Here is a 17,834-nt window from a genome sequence, read left to right on the forward strand (position 1 = left end):
GGAGACCCCGCGATGCCTGTTGAACGTCTACTCCCGGACACCGAGGCTGAAGACCTCATCGCCCTGGCCCGGGACATAGCGACCAACGAACTGAAGCCACTGGCCGCCGAGTACGAGGAGAAGGAACGCTTTCCCCGGGATCAGTTCCGGCTGCTGGGCCGGTCCGGCCTGCTCGGGCTGCCCTACCCGGAACGATGGGGCGGCGGAGGCGTCTCCTACGAGGTGTACCTGCAGGTCCTCGAAGAGATATCGGCCGCCTGGCTGACCATCGGCGTCGGGCTCTCCGTACACACAATGTCCTGTTACGCGCTGGCCACGTTCGGCGACGACGCGCAACGCAACGAGTGGCTCCCCGACATGCTCGGCGGCGACCTCCTCGGGGCCTACGCCCTCTCCGAGACCAACGCAGGCTCAGACGCGGCAGCGCTGGCCACCCGCGCCGTCCCCGACGGCTCCGACTACGTGATCAACGGCACCAAAGCCTGGATCACCCACGGTGGCGAAGCGGACTTCTACACGACAATGGTCCGAACCTCCCCGGACGGCGGCCGCGGCATCAGCTGCTTACTGGTGCCAGGCGCCACCCAGGGCCTCTCAGCCTCATCGCCCGAACGAAAAATGGGCATGACCGGCTCGACAACCGCCCAGATGATCTTCGACCGGGCCCGAGTCCCGGCCACCCGCCTGATCGGAGGCGAAGGAGCAGGCCTGAAAATCGCCCTGACCTCGCTGGACTCAGGCCGTCTGGGCATCGCCGCCTGCTCAGTCGGCCTGGCCCAGGCGGCGCTCGACGAATCGGTGCGCTACGCCAAACAACGCACCCAGTTCGGCCGCGCCATCATCGAATTCCAAGGCATGGAGTTCCTGCTCGCCGACATGGCCGCCGCAGTCGAATCAGCGCGCGCAACTTACCTGGAAGCAGCCCGGCGCAGGGACCGAGGCCTCCCCTTCAAACGCCAGGCCTCCATCGCCAAACTCGTCGCCACCGACGCAGCGATGAAGGTGACGACAGACGCCGTCCAAGTCCTGGGCGGCGCAGGCTACACAAAGGACTTCCCCGTCGAACGCTACATGCGCGAAGCCAAGGTCCCGCAAATCTTCGAAGGCACCAACCAAATCCAGCGAATGGTCATCGCCCGCGAACTCCGCAACACCTAAAACCCTTACATCCCAACAACTCCCTCGCCACCCCCGCACAAGAGACAGCCCCCGCCCATCCCGGGGGGCGGCCCCGTTGCCAGTCTATCGGTGGGGTGGGGGAAACAGGGCCGAACTGGAGCGGCTGTGGACAACCGGGGTGGTTGTGGACAAGTGCTGTCAGTGGATCTTCGTGGTGCGGGAAGTGCCGGTGGCCCCCGGTAGGCTGGATTCCGGGGGCCACGGGCCAAGCTCTCCCGTCGAGGTGCGGGCCTGGGTTATTCGCTGTACCAGGGGCTCTTGGTGATTCCTTCGCCGGTTGCGTCGTTGAAGTGGTAGACGTCGTTGCCGTTGACGAAGACGCGGATGGCGCGGCTCATGACGTCGAGGGGGTCGCCGGACCAGAGGACGACGTCTGCGTCGAGGCCGGGGGCGAGGGCGCCGACGCGGTCGTCGAGGCCGAGGATCTCGGCTGGGTTGATGGTGATCGAGCGGAGCGCTGTGTCGGTGTCCAGGCCTTCTTTTACCGAGAGGGTCGCCTGGTGGACCAGGAAGTCGATGGGGACGACCGGGTGGTCTGTGGTGATCGCGATCTTTACGCCGGCGCGGGCGAGGATGCCTGGGTTGCGCAGCGAGCGGCGGTTCACCTCGACTTTGCTGCGGCTGGTGAACAGCGGACCGATGATCACCGGGATGTTGCGTTCGGCCAGGGTGTCGGCCAGGAGATGGCCTTCGGTGCCGTGATTGATCACCAGCTTGTAGCCGAACTCGTCGGCGAGGCGGATCGCGGTGGCGATGTCGTCGGCCCGGTGGGTGTGCTGGCACCAGGGCACTTCGCCGCTGAGGACCTGGGCGAGGCTTTCCAGGGTGTTGTCGCGGTCGAACGGCTTGTTCTCGGCGGCCGCGTGATCGCGCTTCGCGACGTAGTCCTGGGCTTTGGTCAGGGCGTCACGGATCACGGCGGCGACGCCGAGCCTGGTGGACGGCGTTTTCTTCTGCTCGCCGTAGACGCGCTTCGGGTTCTCGCCCAGGGCGCTCTTCATGCTGCACGGCGTCTTGATCAGGATGTCCTCGACGGTCCGGCCCCACATCTTCACCGCGGCGGTCTGGCCGCCGATCGGGTTGCCGGAGCCGGGCTTGACGACCATCGTGGTGACGCCGCCGGCGAGCGCGTCCCGGAAACCCTGGTCATCCGGGTTGATCCCGTCGATCGCCCGCAGCCGGGCGCCGTTCGGGTCGGTCATCTCGTTGTAGTCGCGGCCCTCCCAGCCGATCCCTTCCTCGCCGACACCCGCGTGCCCGTGCGCCTCGACGAAACCGGGCAGCACCCAGGTCCCGGACGCGTCGACGATCTCCGCGTCGTCGGGCACATCGACATCGGCGTCCGAGCCGACCGCGATGATCTTCCCGTTCTCGATCAGCACAGTGCCGCCCTCGATGGGCTCACTAGTTACCGGAACAACGTATCCACCCGTGATTGCGACTGTCACGGTTGGAAACCGTACTAGCCGAGGCCCCATTGAGGGGACGGTGTTATCGCGGGCACATCACGTGGCCGCAGGTCAGGGCGTTGACCTCGGGATGTGATGATCGCCGTCTCGCCACGCCGCAGCCGGATCACGATCAAGCCGGGGCGGCCTGCCCGCCAGGGTACGGGCCGACCGTGTTCGTCCCGTACGTCCAGTTCGCCGGACATACCGTGCCGCAACACCAACGGCTCCCCGGCCTCGCTGAACACCTTGATCCATTCTGTTCGCCCGTCGCGGCGGGACGCGTCGACGATGAACGCGCCTTGAGTGCGTATTCCGGAGATCGACGCTTCCGGCCAGGTGCTCGATATCGACGGGAACACCTTGACCACACCGGGATCGCTGTCGATCACCATGTCCAAAACGGACTGTGCGGCGGTCAGCGGGCTCTCGATCGCCAGGTTGGAGCCTTCTTTGTACATGGTGTTCGGCATGAGCTGGGCCACGCCGATCACGTTGCCGTCCAACAGGTACCGAAGGTACGCAAGCGCTTGCTCAGGCTGGCCCATGAGGGACGACATCGTGGACGCCGCCGGATAGCTGTAGCCGGCCCACGCCGAACGCATGCTCGACCAGTGATCGAAAGTGCGGCGAATGATGTCCCGATCGGCCTGATTGTCCCAAGTCTTCTCCCGCAACGGATGCATCCACAGCAGATGCGAGAAGTGCCGGTGTGACGCCGTGAGCGGGACGCCATCCCCGATGATCACGCCATCAGCGTTCTGGTGGTACGGCGTAAGGCGTGCCGCGACATCCCGCCAACGCGGGATATTCGGATCACCGCTGGGCGCGATCTTCGGCAGAATCGTGCTGGCCCAACGAATCAGCGACAGATCGTAGGTGCAGTCGCTCGCGTCGGCGTACTCCGGCGAACGGGTGAGCGGCAGATGAAGTTTGCCGTCGCTTCCTTCGACCAGGTAGTGCAGGTAGAAGTTGAGCGCCTTGCTCAAGATCGGGTACAGGATGTCGTCGACCACACGGCGGTCCATGGTGTGCCGGTACGCGACCCAGACTCCGTGCATCGCCCAGATCAGGTTGCCTGTCTGGTCGGTCTTCGTGCTGGTGCCGGGCCTGCCGACAGTGGCGTTGCCTTGGATCTCCGCGCCGAGCTTCGGGCCACCCGACCGCAGCGTGCGATCGCCCGGGTGCGCGAGCGCGTACGTCTTGCCATCGCGACGGTCCGGCGGCACCGAGAATGTCAGATTCTCGTGGTAGCGCCGGAATGTCGTGGTCACGGCGTCCAGTTCGGGATGGTTGGAGCCGTTGATGAGCGGATACGACACCTGGACGTTCAGGTTCCACCAGACCGCGGTCCAACTGCCGCCGCCGTCCGGGAACCATGGGCCCCATTCGGTGACGACCGGAGCGTTTGCCCTTGTCGCACAAGCCATCTTGTACAGCTGGATCCAGTAGAACCGCTGCACCCATTTGTCCGGAACAGAAACCAGGCTGCGCTTGTAGTAGGCGTTCCACCAGGCGCGATGGCTTGCGACCAGTTGGTCTGGCGACGGCAAGGTCTGCAACGTGGTCAGCGCCTGGCTCAGGCCAGTCGAATCCGGGTAACCGTAGACGACCGTCGCGGCCAGCAATTGCCTTGTGCCGACTCGCTTTTCCTGCCATGCCGTGCTGTAGCCGCCGCCTGCTATCAGCGGCTGCTCCACGTAGTTCGGGCCGACGTTCGGATCCGGATTGCCCACGTACTCCGGCGGGATCCGGAGAGTGCGGGTGGTCTTCGACGGCATCGGCCGGAACGCCCACGCCGCCTCGGATTCGCCGCTTGTCGGCTCAGCGGACACAAGCAGAATGCCACGATCGTTGTGCACCAAGGCTTGGAACTGCATGCCGCCCTGAGTTGTGGTGATCGTGCCGGTGAGCTCCGCGTTCCACAGGTCCAGCGTCCAGTCGACCGCGGTTATGGCACCCGCGAACGTGAGCGTCAGGTAACCGATCGGCAGACGCGACAGGCCGACCGCGGCCTCCCATTGCGCACGCTGGTCCTGCACAAGGCTGTGGCTGAGCATGAATCTCAGGACGTTCGCCTCAGGCCCGCGGTACACCTGGACACCCAGGAAACCGTTGCCCAGGAAGGGACTGTTGTCCCAGCCGGTCGGCACACGACGCCAGATCATCCGGGCGTCGCGCACGATCTGCTCATGCACATCACCCTGATCGCGGCTCTCAGCCCACGCGACCGGCGAACCGGCCACCCACACGCTGCCCAGCGCCGCAGCCGTCGAGCTGCCGCGTAGAAATGTCCTCCTCGACAAGTCCGCCACGCGGCCAAACATACGATGTCTGACCGCCTGTCAGTACCTCCAATCGTGTTTGAAAGCGTATTCATCCGATGAATCATGGTTCAGGCTTCATTGGGCAAGCCTCAGGCGCGGTCTCCTTCTGCCCAGTAGAGGTCGAGGCGGGCGATGGCGTCCTTTCTTGTCATGGCGGCGACTGTTCGTTCGGAGAGGCCGACGCGGTTGATCAGGAGGTAGACGAGGTCGACCGGCAGCGCGTCCGGACGGGGTTGGGGGACGCCGCGGTCGGGCTTCGCGCCGTCGTTGACGCAGGCCCAGAAGGCCGCATCGTCGACGTCGAGCTGGTCGTGCAGGATGTGTTGCCACAGTTCGGGTCCGTACGCATCTTGGTGTGAGACGCGCGTGCGGAGGACTCGGCCGTCGAGCAGGCCGAGTTCGTAGGTGACGTGGTCTTCGCTCCGGACGCCGATCCACCCTTCGACCTGGCAGAAGCGGTTGTGGTCAGCTGGGGTCGGCCGGCTCACTCGGCGGCCCCGACCAGCCACTCACGCAGCTGTGTGTCGTCGCTCAGGCCGATCAGCTGGACCAGCCCCCAGTTGTCCCGGTGGTTCGGCGTGTCCAGTAACCGGTCCTGCCAGTCCTCGGCGTATTCGCGCAGGGAGGCGATCATCTCGGTGATCGCCTCGTCGAAGGTGGCGCCGTCGGCGGCCACCGGTAAGCCCGGGATGAACACCGACCAGCCGCCCGACTCCGCGACCACGTGCGCCCGGGGCTGGTTCATCGATACCAGGACATGTTGCAGCCGAACGACATCGACCACGGCGGTGCGCGCGTGGTCGCGGCGGATAGTGGCCACCCGGCCCTTCTCCGCCGCGTCCAGCAGGTCCTTGAGATGGGTCCGGGCGTCGGTGTAACTGTCGAAGTGCATGACGTCCCCTCTCGGTCCTGTCCGATTTTCCCGGAAGGACTCCAGGTACGTCAAGTACTTCAGGTACTCAGAGGGGTGATTCCCCAGCGTCCGGCCCAGGACTGCCCAGGCGCCAGCGTGATCAGGTCGATGCCCGAGTTCAGCGCGTCCGGCGGGCACGTCATCGGCTCGATGGCGATGGCCCGGCCACGGCCGGGGAACTCACCGGGCGTGAAGACCTGGACCCATTTGAAGTCCGGGTCGGCCCAGAGCTGCACACCGCCGTCGGGGCCGGTGAGCACGTGCCGCACAAGGCCATCTTCTCCAGGCAAGCAGCCACCGAAAGGGGTGTCCAGGTGCACGCCTGCCAACGGCCGTGCGGTAAGGAAGTCGTACTGCGTCCCGGCGACCGGAACAGCCGGTCCGCTGGGCACCATACGGTCGGGATCCAGAGGCAGCACGGTCGTCGCTGCCAGCTGCAACGTGCACGAGTCGGTCAAAGCGTTGCCGGCACGCGGGTACGGATGCGTTCCGACACCGAACGGCACGGTCCGGTCGCCGAGGTTATGCACACCGTGCGTAACGGTGAGCCCGTAGTCGTCCAGCGCGTACTGAATCGTGGTGCGCAGCCGTGACGGCCAGTCGCCGATCTCCACTTCGAGCGACACCGAGGATCCGACGTTCTCCAGAACTGTCCACTGTAGACGTCGAACCAGGCCGTGGATGGCGTTGCCGCGGGCGGGCTCGGTCACCTCCAGCTTCTGCACCTCGCCGTCGAGGTGCCACTGGGCGTCCGCGGTCCGGTTCGGCCACGGGATCAGCACCGCGCCTGAGCCGAGCGGCGGTGTCTCGCCGTAACCGAACGTCTCGCTGTACGGCACGCTGCCGACCTCGTAGGACTGCAACCCCGCGCCGGTCTCGGTGATCACGGCCCGCGCGGCGCCGTGCACGATCTCCAAACTCATGATCTGCAGCCTAACGGCGGGTGGCGCGACCGTCGCCCAGCGTCGACGCTTGATGGACCCTGCGATTGGAAGGACCTGACCATGATCAAGCGGGTTGCTGGCACGCTGTTCGCGACGCTTGCCATCGGCGCACTGACCGTGACGCCCGCCCAGGCCGTCCAGGCCGACTTCACCGGGATCGTGGCACTGAGCAACTGTTCGGGCTCGGTCGTACGGCCGCCGGCGGCCCGGGACACCGATCCCGCACTGGTGATGTCCAACGGCCACTGCGTGAAATTCATGGGCGCCAACGAAGTCATCCGCAACCAGACGTCGTCGCGGACCTTCACGCTGCTCAACGGCGCCGGGGACAACCTCGGAACGCTGCGCGCGACCAAGCTCGCCTACGCCACGATGAAGGACACCGACGTCTCCTTCTACCAGCTCAGCCAGACGTACGCGCAGATCCAGTCGCAGTACGGCGCCCGCGCGCTCGAGCTGAGCACGACGCATCCCGCTCAGGGCGCGAACATCCAGGTCGTGTCGGGCTACTGGAAGCGGATCTACTCCTGCAAGATCGACGGTTTCGCCTACCAGCTCAAGGAAGACGTGTGGACCTGGCGTGACTCGGTCCGCTACACCTCGGCCTGCAACACGATCGGTGGAACGTCCGGCTCACCGGTGATCGACACCAGCAGCGGCAAAGTCGTCGCGATCAACAACACCGGCAACGAGAGCGGCGGCCGCTGCACGCTGAACAACCCGTGTGAGGTCAGCCAGTCCGGCCAGATCACCGTTCGCCGCGGCATCAACTACGGCCAGGAGGTCTACAACATCCCGGCCTGCATCGGGACCGGCAACCAGTTCAACCTGACCGCTTCCGGGTGCACCCTGCCCAGGTAGAGGCTGCCTGTGGTCGGCGGGCCTGCGTGCTCGCCGACCACACTTCTTGTGATTGGCCGGCCTCCGGCCCCCTGGAATCCAGCCTACGGTTGGGGACCGTCTGGAACCGGGCTACGAAGATCCACAAGCTGGAGTTGTCCACAGGCAGCGAGTTGTCCACAGCCCAGCCTCATCACAGCTCGCGGACTCCGAAACCGTCGGTCCTCATCTCTACGCTGGACTTCCGGGGGCCGAAGGCCGCCTCGGTAACGGGCGCTCCGACAGGCTTGCGGGTAGTAGACCAGTCTGTATAGTCAGCGCATGGCCAAGAAGACCGACACCCGGGAGAGGGTGTTACGGACGGCGGCGAAGTTGTTCCGGACGCAGGGGTATCACGCGACTGGTCTCAACCAGGTGCTCGCTGAGGGCAGGGCGCCGAAGGGGTCGTTGTACTTCCATTTTCCGGGCGGCAAGGAGCAGTTGGCGGTTGAGTCGCTGCAGTTGTCCAGCGGGGAGTTCGGTGCGCATCTGAGGCAGGCCGGATCGCTGGATGAGGCGCTGGAGTTGCTGGAGCAGTGGCTCGTTGAGTCGGACTTCCGGGATGGGTGTCCGATTGCGACGGTCGCGCTGGATGCCGCCGGGGAGAGTGAACAGATCCGCCTGGCGTGTGATCAGGCGTACGGTTCCTGGGAGCGAGTGATCACCGATTTTCTTGAGCAGCAAGGTGTTGCGGATGCCGACGCGTTGGCGACGACGGTCCTGGCAGCGGTTGAAGGTGCTCTGCTCCTGGCCAGGACGCGCAGGGACGTGACGCCGTTGCGGCGGGTCGGCGAACACCTGAAACTACTGATCGCTCAGGAGCGATGATGCGTGTCCATCACTTGAACTGCGGAACCATGCGCCCGTTGGGCGGCAAACTCCTCGATGGCAAGCCCGGCTATCTGCGGCGTGGCCTGATGGTGTGCCACTGTCTGCTGATCGAGACCGACGACGGGCTTGTGCTGGTGGACACCGGGGTCGGTGTCGACGACGTGACCAATCCGGATGGTTCGCTGACACAGTTGTTCCGCAGAGCGGCCCGGCCGGTGCTCGACATCGAGGAGACCGCGAAACACCAGGTCGAACGGTTGGGGTTCAAGGTCGAGGATGTGCGGCACATTGTGCCGACGCACCTTGATCAGGACCACGCCGGCGGGTTCCGGGACTTCCCGCACGCCAAAGTCCACATCTACGCCCAGGAAATGCGGATCGCCCAGGCACAGGCAACCAGCCGGGACCGCGCCAGGTTCCGTAAGGCACAGTGGCAGCACGCGGATTTCGAAAGCTATGACGTGGCCGGGGACGACTGGTTCGGCTTCGGCTCGGTCCGCGGCCTGAAGGGACTGCCGGAGGAGATCCGGATCGTGCCGTTGGCCGGGCACACGCTGGGGCACGCGGGAATCGCCGTGGACACCGGTGAGAAATGGTTGCTGCACTGCGGAGACGCGTACTTCTACCACGCTGAGATGGCTCCGAAGCCTTACTGCACACCGCTTCTCACACAGTTCCAGAAGGTCGTGGAGACCGAGCGGAAGCCAAGACTGCACAACCAGGAGCGGCTACGGACGCTGGTGCGGGAGCACGGCGACAAGGTCGAGGTCTTCAGCGCCCACGACCCGACCGAGCTCGAGCGATACTCCTAGACGGGCGGCCACGCCCCCCCCCCCCCCGAATCCAGCGTAGTCCGGGCCACCGACAGAACCACCTGACTGAAGATCCACTACGGCTGGTTGTCCACAGCCGCACATCTGTCCACAGTCGACGCCGAAACCCCCCGTCGATCTTCCCTTCCCGATAGACTGGAGCAGGGCCGCCCCCCTGGGAGTGGCGGGGGCTGTTCTTCTGTGAGGCGGGCAATTTTCTTGGGATTGGTTGGCGGAGATTGGTGTTGTCCACAGGCGGCGTACTTGTTCGTGCCGGACTGTTGGTGGGTGAGCCTAGGCTGATTCCGGGGCTGGAGGCCGCCCTCAGCCGACCATGCCCACACCCATACCCACGCAGCCGGGGTGCTTGATCTGATTGCCGAAGAGCGACCCCGACGGAATGGCCTGGGCAGCCATTCCGCCGGGATGAGAGTGCGATGGTGCTAGTCGCTGCCGCCCTTGGTGAGGGCTTCGGGGTCCAGTTCGACATGCCGGCCAAGGGCTCGGTTGATCAGCCAGTTGATCCCCCACAGGATCAGGCCTGCGCCCAGGAGGATGCCTGCGACGTAGTAGTCCCTGGCTGGGCGGCCGGACAGGGGGCTGGCCAGGTACAGACAGAGGGCGGCCGCGATCACCGGGATCACTGTCGGGGTGCGGAAGTGCGGGTGGGAGACCTTGTACTTGCGCAGCACCAGAAGTGCGACGTTGACGATGGCGAACACCACCAGCAGGAGCAACGCCGTGGTGCCACCGAGGATGGTTATGTCCACTGTGGATACCAGGACGACCGCGATGGCGGTGGTGAACAGGATCGAGACCCATGGTGTGCGGCGGAACGGGTGCACGATGCCGAGTTGTTTGGGGATGATCCGTTCGTTGGCCATGCCGTAGAGCAGGCGGCTGGCCATCATCATGTTGATCAGCGCGGAGTTGATCACGGCGAACATGCCGATCGCGGAGAAGACCACGTGCGGGAAGCCCGGCGCGCCGATGTCCAGCACCTTCAGCAGGGCGTTGCTGCCGGCCTTCTGCAGTTCGTCGGCCGGCACCAGCAACGAGGACGTGACCGAGACCAGGATGTAGATCGTCGCGGCGACGACCATGCCCCACAGCATCGCCTTGGGGAAGATCCGCACCGGATCCTTGCACTCCTCGGCCATGTTGACCGAGTCCTCGAAGCCCACCATGGCGAAGAACGCCAGCGAGGTCGCCGAAGTGATGGCCACCAGCCAGGTCTGGTCCTTGGTCTCGATGTGGGTCAGCCTGCTCGCATCGCCGTCGCCACCGGCCACGGCGAACACGCCGACCGCGATGATGATCAGCAGGCCGGAGAGCTCGATGCAGGTCAGGACCACATTGGCCTTGACCGACTCGCTGACACCACGGAAGTTCACCAAGGCGACCAGGACCACGAACACGATCGCGAGGATCGTGGTCAGCGCCGTGGTCGGCGTGATGCTGAACGTCTTGGGCAGGTATGTGCCGCCGAACGCGATCGCGGCCGACGAGGCGGACGTGATGCCCGAGCACATCACGGCGAACGCGACCATGAACGTCAAGAACTGGATCTTGAACGCCCGGTGTGTGTAGAGGGCCGCGCCTGCGGCCTGCGGGAACTTGCCGACCAGTTCGAGGTAGCTGAACGCGGTCAGGAAGGCGATCACGAAGGCGAGCAGGAACGGCAGCCACAGCGCGCCGCCGACTCTGCCGGCGACCTGGCCGGTGAGCGCGTAGATCCCAGTGCCGAGGATGTCGCCCACCACGAAGAACAGCAGCAGTTTGGGGCCGATGGCGCGTTTGAGCTCCGGTTGTCCGGCGGCCTGCTCTTTGATCCCTTCGGTCATCACTGGAGTGTGCCGGATCACACCGACCAAAACGGAAATCCTTCACTCAAACGGACTAAATGTTGTGATCTTGTTGCGAGTCCGCCCGGTAACGCCAGAAGCTCGGCAGCCAGATCAACGCCAGGACGGTCAACACGATGACCATGAATCCGCCGCCTGCCGCGGCCACGGCGGTGCCCGCTCCCGCAGCCGTCCAGCCATGCGTGATGTCAGCGATGCGCGGGCCGCCCGCCACGACCACAGTGAACACGCCCTGCATCCGGCCGCGCATGTCGTCATCCGCAGCGGCCTGCAGGATCGACGACCGGTACACAGCGCTCACCATGTCGGCTCCGCCCGCGATCGCCAGGAACACCACAGCCAGCCACAACGTGCTCGTCAGCCCGAATCCGGCGACCGCCGCACCCCACACCAGCACGGCGATGACCACACCGACGCCGTGCCGGTTGATCTTCGAAAGCCACCCCGACGACAACCCGCATAGGAAGGCGCCCAACGGAATCGCCGCGTACAGCCAGCCCAGCGCGACGCCGCCGCCAGGCGGGTCGCCGAACGTGCGCTCGGCCATCTCCGGGAACAGCGCGCGGGGCATGCCCGCGACCATGGCGATGATGTCCACCAGGAACGACGCCAGTAGCACCTTCCGCCCGGCCAGATAACGGAATCCGTCGGCCACGTCCCGCAGACCGGCACGTCTGATCTCACCGCTCAACGGCGGGATCGGCGGCAACCGCCAGACGGCCCACAGTGTGAGCACCAGCGCGACCGAGTCGACTAAGTACAAAGTGGACAGTCCAAGGACCGGCAGCAGGGCTCCGGCGAACAGCGGGCCGAGCACTGCCCCGAACGTGAAAACCGTGGCGCCCAAGGCCATCGCGGACGGCATCAGCTCGGCGGGCACCAGCCGCGCGATCGCCGCACTACGCGTCGGCATGTTCACCGCGAAGAATGACTGTTGCACGCCAAGCAGAACGAGCACGACCCAGACCGAGTCGAGCGCCAGCGCTGCCTGAGCCCACAGCAGGATCGAGCTGACCGCGACTCCGGTGTTGGTGATCAGCAGGAGCCGGCGGCGGTCCATCATGTCCGCGATCGCGCCGCCCCACAGCCCGAACACCAGCAGCGGGACGAGTGCGACCGCGCCGGTCAGGCCGACGAAACCGGATGAGCCGGTCAGGTCGAACACCTGCTTGGGCACGGCGACCGCGGTGAGCTGCGCGCCGATCGACGTGACCGCGGTAGACAGCCAAAGGCGGCGAAACGGGCGAACCCGCAACGGCCGGACGTCCATCACCAGATCGCGTAGGGCCACAAGTCGTTAGCTTAGGTTAAGCAATCACTCTGACCACCTGATTTACCCCCGTGAGCATGCGCACTCACGGGGGTGCCGGCAAGAAGAGATCAGGGGCCGAGGCGCTCGAGCTTCCAGCTGTCCATCGACAGCCGGTAACGCAGCCGGTCGTGCATCCGGTTGCGCCTGCCCTGCCAGAACTCCACCACCTCGGGCCGGATCCGCCAGCCACCCCAGTGCGGCGGTACGGGTACCTCTTCGGCATCGGCGAACTGGCGCTGGATGTTGGCCAGCGACGAGTCGAGGGTGTTGCGGCCGGACACCACGACTGACTGCGGCGACGCCCAGGCGCCGAGCTGCGACTCGCGCGGCCGGCTCGCCCAGTAGGCCTTGGTCTCGGCGAAGGCGACCTTCTCCACGGTGCCGCGCACGTGGGCCTGGCGCTGCAGTGAGTACCAAGGGAAGGTCGCCGAGGCGTACCGGGTCGCCGAGAGTTCGTGGCTCTTGGTGGAGGTGTAGTTGGTGAAGAACACGACTCCACGCGCGTCCAGGCCCTTGGCGAGCACTGTGCGTGACGATGGCCTGCCTTGCGAGTCGGAGGTCGCCAGCACCATGGCGTTCGGTTCGACCACACCCATCCGGGCAGCCTGGTCCAGCCAGTACTGCAACTGCTCGTGCCAGGTCGACGCGAGCTCGGACTCGTCGAGAGTGCCGCCTTCGTACGAGGCGCGCATCGTCGGTAGGTCGAGCGTGATGTTGGACGTGATGTCGGCGTCCGTCATGCCTATCACCCTCCGCCTTGGGATCTCCTTGGGTTCCCAGGGACGTTACGGGTTCTCGTCGCGCAGAGAAACAGCATGCATGGTGATTACACCCACGCGGAGTCAGAAGGATCGATCAACCAGATCGATTAAGACGCTCCAGCATGCGTTGGGCCGTGACCGCGTCGTGGGCCAGCGCGGTGGCCAGTGATCCACCGGCGGCGAGCGGCACGAGTGAACACCAGTCTTCGGCCACCGGTTCGGGCGGATCTTCATAGCCCACACGGAGATCCGTTGCGAGTACGCGCCTGCCTGCGAGCACGGCAGGGCTATCGCTGAGCGTCCCGACGTCAAGCCGTTGATTCAGCAGAGGCATACCGCCGCGCCGGACGACTGTCTCAGTCGTCAGGTGCCCATGCGGTTCCCTGTCGCGGCCCAGGACAAGCACTTCCCGGACAGCGAGCCGCGCCTTGTCATCGACCGATGCGGTGAACACGGCCTCATGGCGGGCACGCTGCGTGACAATGGTCGGTTCGGTCAAATACTCCACAGTGGACATTTCGGCGGCTTCGACCCGGATGGTGAACCGGCTCGGACCTGGCCGATGTCCTGGCAGTACGAGACTCGCGGCGACGCCGGCCAGCCGCAGGACCGCTCCTGGCCCAGCGAGGAGGCTCAGCTCGAGTTCGTCCCCGCCAAGCGGTGCCGTCGCCGAACTGACCAGGTGCACCAGACCTGGCGTACCGCGATGCGGAACGAGCGTCAGCGGGGCCATGGATCGCAGCTCCCGCAACACAGTCCGGCCGTCGACCAGTTCGGCGACGACCCGCGCGTGCGCTTTCACCCCGCGCGGACCGGGAGCTGGGCACGGATCCAGCCGGCCACCGCGGGCGCGTCCGGGGTCTGCGTCAACGACTGCGCGATGACCGGCAACGAACCGCGCATCCTGGCCGCGTCCGAGGCCATTACGTCCAGATCGGCGCCGACGAGCGGGGCGAGGTCGATCTTGTTGATCACCAGCAGGTCAGCGGTGGTCACGCCCGGCCCGCCCTTGCGCGGCACCTTGTCGCCGCCGGCCACGTCGACCACGAACACCTGCCTGTCGACCAGGCCACGGCTGAACACGGCCGTGAGGTTGTCACCACCGCTCTCGATGATCACCAGGTCCAGGCCGGGATGCCGTTCTTCCAACGTTTCAACGGCATCCAGGTTGGCGGTGATGTCGTCACGAATCGCGGTGTGCGGGCAGCACCCGGTCTGCACGGCCTCGATCCGGTCGACGTCCAGTACGCCCGCGCGGCGCAGGAAATCGGCGTCCTCGGTGGTGTAGATGTCGTTGGTGACCACCGCGAGGTTCAGCTCGCCCTGAAACGCCCGGCACAACGCCGCGACCAGCGCGGTCTTGCCGCTGCCGACCGGTCCGCCGATGCCGATCCGGTATGCACGACCGGTTTCCGGCGTGGGCTCGTGGTGGTCCGGCTCGGAATACGTCGGGTCGAAGTTCACGGGATGGGTATGCGTGTGATCAGCTTGCAAAGAGACGCACCTCTTCCTTGTGATGACGCACATGCGCCTCTGCCAACAAGTCCAGCCCTGGCGCGCCGGGCGCGGGCAGGTCGGCGGGCGGCAGCCCGGCTGTGGCCACCGCACGATCGGCCACGGCCCGCATCGGGCCGGCCAGCCTTGTCACTTCCGCGTTGACAGCAAAGGGATCCAGCCCCAGCAAACGGATCGCGGCGCTCGCCGGTCCGCTCACCGAGAGGTAAGCCGCCGTCAAGGCCGCGTCGAACGCCCCCGCACCAGCGATCCCGGTCAACGCCCCGAGAATCACGGCGTGATGCGGCCGTGGAGTCGCCTTCACCAGCTCGTCAAGCAGGGGCGAGGGCCAGGCGACGCGCCCGGCTCGAACCGTGGCACGGCCCTGCGCACGGGACGCCTCTCGTTGGGCGAGCGAAGGCGTCCGAGCGTCCAGCTCAGCGTCCAATTCGGACCATTCGTGGCATTTCACCGCTGCCGCGGCGAAAACCGCCGCCAGCTCCCCCGCTGTCCGCAGCCGCCCGGCCAAGAACAGGCCAAGCGACGGCATATCGGTGACCAGCCCGCGTGCGGCGGCCTCCTCCAGTCCACCGGAATGCACGTGCCCGCCGCCCGGAAACCGGGAGTCGGACAGAACCAGGGCAACGACAGTGTTCATCAGAACAGGAAATACCGTTGCGCCATCGGCAACCGGTCGACCGGCTGCGGTTCGATCAGCTCACCGTCGACGTGCACTGCGAAGCTGTCCGCGTCCACCCGGACGTCCGGCATGGCGTCGTTGAGCAGCATGTCGGCCTTGCCCCGGTTACGTGTGTTCGCGACCGGGACCAGCTGGCGCGCGATGCCGAACTCGTCGGCGAGGCCGGAGTCGACGGCCTCCGGCGCCACGAAATGCAGTCCGCTGTCGAGCGCGACGGTCGGCGCCGCGCCGAACATCGGTCGCATGTAGACAGGCTGTGGCGTTGGGATCGAGGCGTTCGCATCACCCATCGCCGCCCAGGCGACAAACCCCGCCTTCAGCACGACCTGCGGGCGGACACCGAAGAACTTGGGTTCCCACAGCACCAAGTCGGCCAGCTTGCCCACTTCGACCGAGCCGACGTGCTGGTCGATGCCGTGCGCGATGGCCGGGTTGATCGTGTATTTGGCGACATATCGACGTGCCCGCAGATTGTCCGCGGCGGTGTCGCCGGGCAGCAAGCCACGGCGGTCCTTCATCACGTGCGCGGTCTGCCAGGTCCGGATGATCACCTCGCCGATCCGGCCCATCGCCTGCGAGTCCGAGCTGATCATCGAGATCGCGCCCATGTCGTGCAGCACGTCCTCGGCCGCGATCGTGGTCGGCCGGATCCGCGACTCGGCGAACGCCAGGTCCTCGGGCACCGACGGGTTGAGGTGATGGCACACCATCAGCATGTCGAGGTGCTCGTCGAGCGTGTTCACGGTATGCGGGCGCGTCGGATTCGTCGACGACGGCAGCACATTCGGCTCAGCCACCACGCGGATGATGTCCGGCGCGTGCCCGCCACCGGCGCCTTCGGTGTGATAGGCGTTGATCGACCGGCCGCCGATCGCTTCCAAAGTGGACTCGACGAACCCGGCCTCGTTCAAGGTGTCCGTGTGGATCGCCACCTGGACACCGGACTCGTCGGCGACCGTCAGGCACGCGTCGATCGCGGCCGGGGTCGTGCCCCAGTCCTCGTGGAGCTTGAAACCGCCCGCACCACCACGGAGTTGCTCGCGCAGGCCTTCGTGGCTGACCGTGTTCCCTTTGCCCAGCAACATGACGTTCACGGGTTGTTCCTGCATCGCCTGCAGCATCCGCCCGAGGTTCCACGAACCCGCCGTGACTGTGGTGGCCTTGCTGCCGTCCACCGGTCCGATGCCGCCGCCGATCATGGTGGTCAGCCCGGACGAGAGCGCCTCGTCGGTCAGCTGCGGGCAGATGAGGTGCACGTGGCAGTCGATGCCACCGGCGGTGAGGATCTTGCCGTTGCCCGACAGCACATCCGTGGACGGGCCGATGACCAGCGCCGGGTCGACGCTGTCCATCACGTCCGGGTTGCCCGCCTTGCCGATGCCGACGATCCGGCCGTCGCGGACGCCCACATCGGCCTTGACGATGCCCCAGTGGTCCAGGATCACCACACCGGTGATCACCAGGTCCGGCGCGCCCTCAGCGCGAGTGGCCATGCCCTGGCCCATGGACTCCCGGATCACCTTGCCGCCGCCGAAGATCACCTCGTCACCGGCGCCCGCGCCCATGCTGCGGTCCTCGGTGACCTCGATCAGCAGGTTCGTGTCGGCCAGCCGGATCCGGTCGCCCACGGTCGGCCCGAACAGCTCGGCATACCGCTTACGATCGATCGAGGTCACCAGCCCACTCCTGTATCTTCTCCGACCCCCTGCGGGGGCCGCCCACCCCCGCCGCGGCGAAGTCCAGGGACAACCCGGCTGCCCGCGATCGGCACCAGATCCACTTCCCGCTCCACACCCGGCTCGAACCGCACGGACGTACCGGCGGGCACGTCGAGCCGGTGCCCCCACGCGGCCACGCGGTCGAACTGCAGACCCGGGTTCACCGCTGCGAAGTGATAGTGCGAACCGACCTGCACGGGCCGGTCAGCGGTGTTACGCACCAGCACCCGTGTCCGGGGACGGCCGGGATTCAGCTCGATCGGCTCGTCGGCCGGGATGATCTCGCCTGGACGCAATCCGGCTCCCTAGTTGATCGGGTCGTGCACGGTGACGAGCTTGGTGCCGTCCGGGAACGTGGCTTCGACCTGCACGGCGTCGACCATCTCCGGAATGCCGTCGAGCACCTGCGCACGCGTGAGCACATGCCGGCCGCTTGCGACGAGCTCACTGACCGTCCGGCCGTCCCGCGCGCCTTCCAGCACATGATCGGTGATCAGCGCGACTGCTTCCGGGTAGTTCAGCTTCACGCCACGGTCCAGCCGCTTGCGCGCGACATCGGCCGCCACGTGGATCAGCAGCTTGTCCCGTTCGTGCGGGGTCAGGTGCATGAGCCAGGTCTATCACCTCTGACCCCGCGTTACTCGATCAGGA

At 66.2% G+C, this 17,834-nt stretch carries 18 protein-coding genes; 4 read left to right on the forward strand and 14 right to left on the reverse strand.

The genetic code is table 11. The features are described 5' to 3' along the window. Positions 1-12: 12 nt before the first annotated feature. Positions 13-1,158 carry an acyl-CoA dehydrogenase family protein gene (locus JOF56_RS07430; protein WP_209635781.1) on the forward strand — a complete coding sequence of 382 codons (1,146 nt, stop codon included), beginning with the start codon at positions 13-15 and terminating at the stop codon, positions 1,156-1,158. Between the two features lie 257 nt (positions 1,159-1,415). Here the strand turns inward: JOF56_RS07430 and JOF56_RS07435 are convergent, their stop codons facing one another. The 5 genes from JOF56_RS07435 to JOF56_RS07455 all read right to left on the reverse strand — a co-directional run bounded on the left by JOF56_RS07435 (position 1,416) and on the right by JOF56_RS07455 (position 6,790). After that, a complete protein-coding gene (locus JOF56_RS07435; RefSeq protein WP_209635783.1) occupies positions 1,416-2,627 on the reverse strand; it encodes an amidohydrolase in 1,212 nt (403 codons plus the stop codon). 14 nt (positions 2,628-2,641) lie between these two features. After that, positions 2,642-4,942 (reverse strand): glycosyl hydrolase family 95 catalytic domain-containing protein, encoded by a 2,301-nt coding sequence (locus JOF56_RS07440; protein WP_209635785.1) that lies wholly within the window; start codon positions 4,940-4,942, stop codon positions 2,642-2,644. 101 nt (positions 4,943-5,043) lie between these two features. After that, entirely contained in the window at positions 5,044-5,442 is a 399-nt protein-coding gene (locus tag JOF56_RS07445; RefSeq protein ID WP_209635787.1) for a cytotoxic translational repressor of toxin-antitoxin stability system, read from the reverse strand. Next, on the reverse strand, positions 5,439-5,846 hold the full coding sequence (locus tag JOF56_RS07450) for a RelB antitoxin-like protein (RefSeq protein ID WP_209635789.1): 408 nt from the start codon (positions 5,844-5,846) through the stop codon (positions 5,439-5,441). Before JOF56_RS07450 ends, JOF56_RS07445 begins: the two co-directional genes overlap by 4 nt. Positions 5,847-5,905: 59 nt before the next feature. Further along, entirely contained in the window at positions 5,906-6,790 is an 885-nt protein-coding gene (locus JOF56_RS07455; protein WP_209635790.1) for an aldose 1-epimerase family protein, read from the reverse strand. Positions 6,791-6,871: 81 nt separating this feature from the next. Between JOF56_RS07455 and JOF56_RS07460 the strand changes: the two genes are divergently transcribed. From JOF56_RS07460 to JOF56_RS07470, 3 genes are all read left to right on the forward strand, one after another. Then, positions 6,872-7,672, forward strand: a complete 801-nt coding sequence (locus JOF56_RS07460; RefSeq protein WP_209635792.1) for a S1 family peptidase — start codon at positions 6,872-6,874, stop codon at positions 7,670-7,672. Between the two features lie 300 nt (positions 7,673-7,972). Continuing rightward, positions 7,973-8,518 carry a TetR/AcrR family transcriptional regulator gene (locus tag JOF56_RS07465; protein WP_209635794.1) on the forward strand — a complete coding sequence of 182 codons (546 nt, stop codon included), beginning with the start codon at positions 7,973-7,975 and terminating at the stop codon, positions 8,516-8,518. Further along, the gene (locus JOF56_RS07470; protein ID WP_209635795.1) at positions 8,518-9,333 is read left to right on the forward strand and encodes an MBL fold metallo-hydrolase; all 816 of its coding nucleotides are present in this window, start codon (positions 8,518-8,520) and stop codon (positions 9,331-9,333) included. The genes JOF56_RS07465 and JOF56_RS07470 overlap by 1 nt, the downstream gene beginning before the upstream one ends. A 443-nt stretch (positions 9,334-9,776) precedes the next feature. Here JOF56_RS07470 and JOF56_RS07475 read toward each other — a convergent pair whose 3' ends face one another. The 9 genes from JOF56_RS07475 to JOF56_RS07515 all read right to left on the reverse strand — a co-directional run bounded on the left by JOF56_RS07475 (position 9,777) and on the right by JOF56_RS07515 (position 17,791). Beyond that, complete coding sequence (locus JOF56_RS07475) at positions 9,777-11,177, reverse strand: APC family permease (RefSeq protein WP_209635797.1); 1,401 nt, start codon at positions 11,175-11,177, stop codon at positions 9,777-9,779. A gap of 55 nt (positions 11,178-11,232) precedes the next feature. Then, positions 11,233-12,468, reverse strand: coding sequence for an MFS transporter (locus JOF56_RS07480; protein WP_209648075.1), 1,236 nt, complete (start codon positions 12,466-12,468; stop codon positions 11,233-11,235). 110 nt (positions 12,469-12,578) lie between these two features. Further along, a complete protein-coding gene (gene pdxH, locus JOF56_RS07485) occupies positions 12,579-13,250 on the reverse strand; it encodes a pyridoxamine 5'-phosphate oxidase (protein ID WP_209635799.1) in 672 nt (223 codons plus the stop codon). A gap of 115 nt (positions 13,251-13,365) precedes the next feature. Next, positions 13,366-14,073, reverse strand: coding sequence for an urease accessory protein UreD (locus JOF56_RS07490; protein WP_209635801.1), 708 nt, complete (start codon positions 14,071-14,073; stop codon positions 13,366-13,368). Further along, entirely contained in the window at positions 14,070-14,798 is a 729-nt protein-coding gene (gene ureG, locus JOF56_RS07495; RefSeq protein ID WP_209635804.1) for an urease accessory protein UreG, read from the reverse strand. Before ureG ends, JOF56_RS07490 begins: the two co-directional genes overlap by 4 nt. Next, the gene (locus JOF56_RS07500) at positions 14,755-15,423 is read right to left on the reverse strand and encodes an urease accessory protein UreF (RefSeq protein WP_209635806.1); all 669 of its coding nucleotides are present in this window, start codon (positions 15,421-15,423) and stop codon (positions 14,755-14,757) included. Before JOF56_RS07500 ends, ureG begins: the two co-directional genes overlap by 44 nt. Next, positions 15,423-17,141 (reverse strand): urease subunit alpha, encoded by a 1,719-nt coding sequence (locus tag JOF56_RS07505; protein ID WP_209635808.1) that lies wholly within the window; start codon positions 17,139-17,141, stop codon positions 15,423-15,425. Before JOF56_RS07505 ends, JOF56_RS07500 begins: the two co-directional genes overlap by 1 nt. Beyond that, the gene (locus tag JOF56_RS07510) at positions 17,138-17,479 is read right to left on the reverse strand and encodes an urease subunit beta (protein WP_209635811.1); all 342 of its coding nucleotides are present in this window, start codon (positions 17,477-17,479) and stop codon (positions 17,138-17,140) included. Before JOF56_RS07510 ends, JOF56_RS07505 begins: the two co-directional genes overlap by 4 nt. Before the next feature lie 9 nt (positions 17,480-17,488). Then, entirely contained in the window at positions 17,489-17,791 is a 303-nt protein-coding gene (locus tag JOF56_RS07515; protein WP_209635812.1) for an urease subunit gamma, read from the reverse strand. Between the last annotated feature and the right edge of the window lie 43 nt (positions 17,792-17,834).

Source organism: Kibdelosporangium banguiense (genome assembly GCF_017876405.1).
GTDB lineage: Bacteria > Actinomycetota > Actinomycetes > Mycobacteriales > Pseudonocardiaceae > Kibdelosporangium > Kibdelosporangium banguiense.

What these genes read in the sequence shown, in the direction of transcription:
- JOF56_RS07515 (WP_209635812.1), bottom strand. Translation starts at nt 17,791, where the DNA reads ATGCACCTGACCCCGCACGAACGGGACAAGCTGCTGATCCACGTGGCG.
- JOF56_RS07450 (WP_209635789.1), bottom strand. Translation starts at nt 5,846, where the DNA reads ATGCACTTCGACAGTTACACCGACGCCCGGACCCATCTCAAGGACCTG.
- JOF56_RS07480 (WP_209648075.1), bottom strand. Translation starts at nt 12,468, where the DNA reads ATGGACGTCCGGCCGTTGCGGGTTCGCCCGTTTCGCCGCCTTTGGCTG.
- pdxH (WP_209635799.1), bottom strand. Translation starts at nt 13,250, where the DNA reads ATGACGGACGCCGACATCACGTCCAACATCACGCTCGACCTACCGACG.
- JOF56_RS07460 (WP_209635792.1), top strand. Translation starts at nt 6,872, where the DNA reads ATGATCAAGCGGGTTGCTGGCACGCTGTTCGCGACGCTTGCCATCGGC.
- JOF56_RS07500 (WP_209635806.1), bottom strand. Translation starts at nt 15,423, where the DNA reads ATGAACACTGTCGTTGCCCTGGTTCTGTCCGACTCCCGGTTTCCGGGC.
- JOF56_RS07475 (WP_209635797.1), bottom strand. Translation starts at nt 11,177, where the DNA reads ATGACCGAAGGGATCAAAGAGCAGGCCGCCGGACAACCGGAGCTCAAA.
- ureG (WP_209635804.1), bottom strand. Translation starts at nt 14,798, where the DNA reads ATGTGCGTCATCACAAGGAAGAGGTGCGTCTCTTTGCAAGCTGATCAC.
- JOF56_RS07455 (WP_209635790.1), bottom strand. Translation starts at nt 6,790, where the DNA reads ATGAGTTTGGAGATCGTGCACGGCGCCGCGCGGGCCGTGATCACCGAG.
- JOF56_RS07470 (WP_209635795.1), top strand. Translation starts at nt 8,518, where the DNA reads ATGCGTGTCCATCACTTGAACTGCGGAACCATGCGCCCGTTGGGCGGC.
- JOF56_RS07465 (WP_209635794.1), top strand. Translation starts at nt 7,973, where the DNA reads ATGGCCAAGAAGACCGACACCCGGGAGAGGGTGTTACGGACGGCGGCG.
- JOF56_RS07430 (WP_209635781.1), top strand. Translation starts at nt 13, where the DNA reads ATGCCTGTTGAACGTCTACTCCCGGACACCGAGGCTGAAGACCTCATC.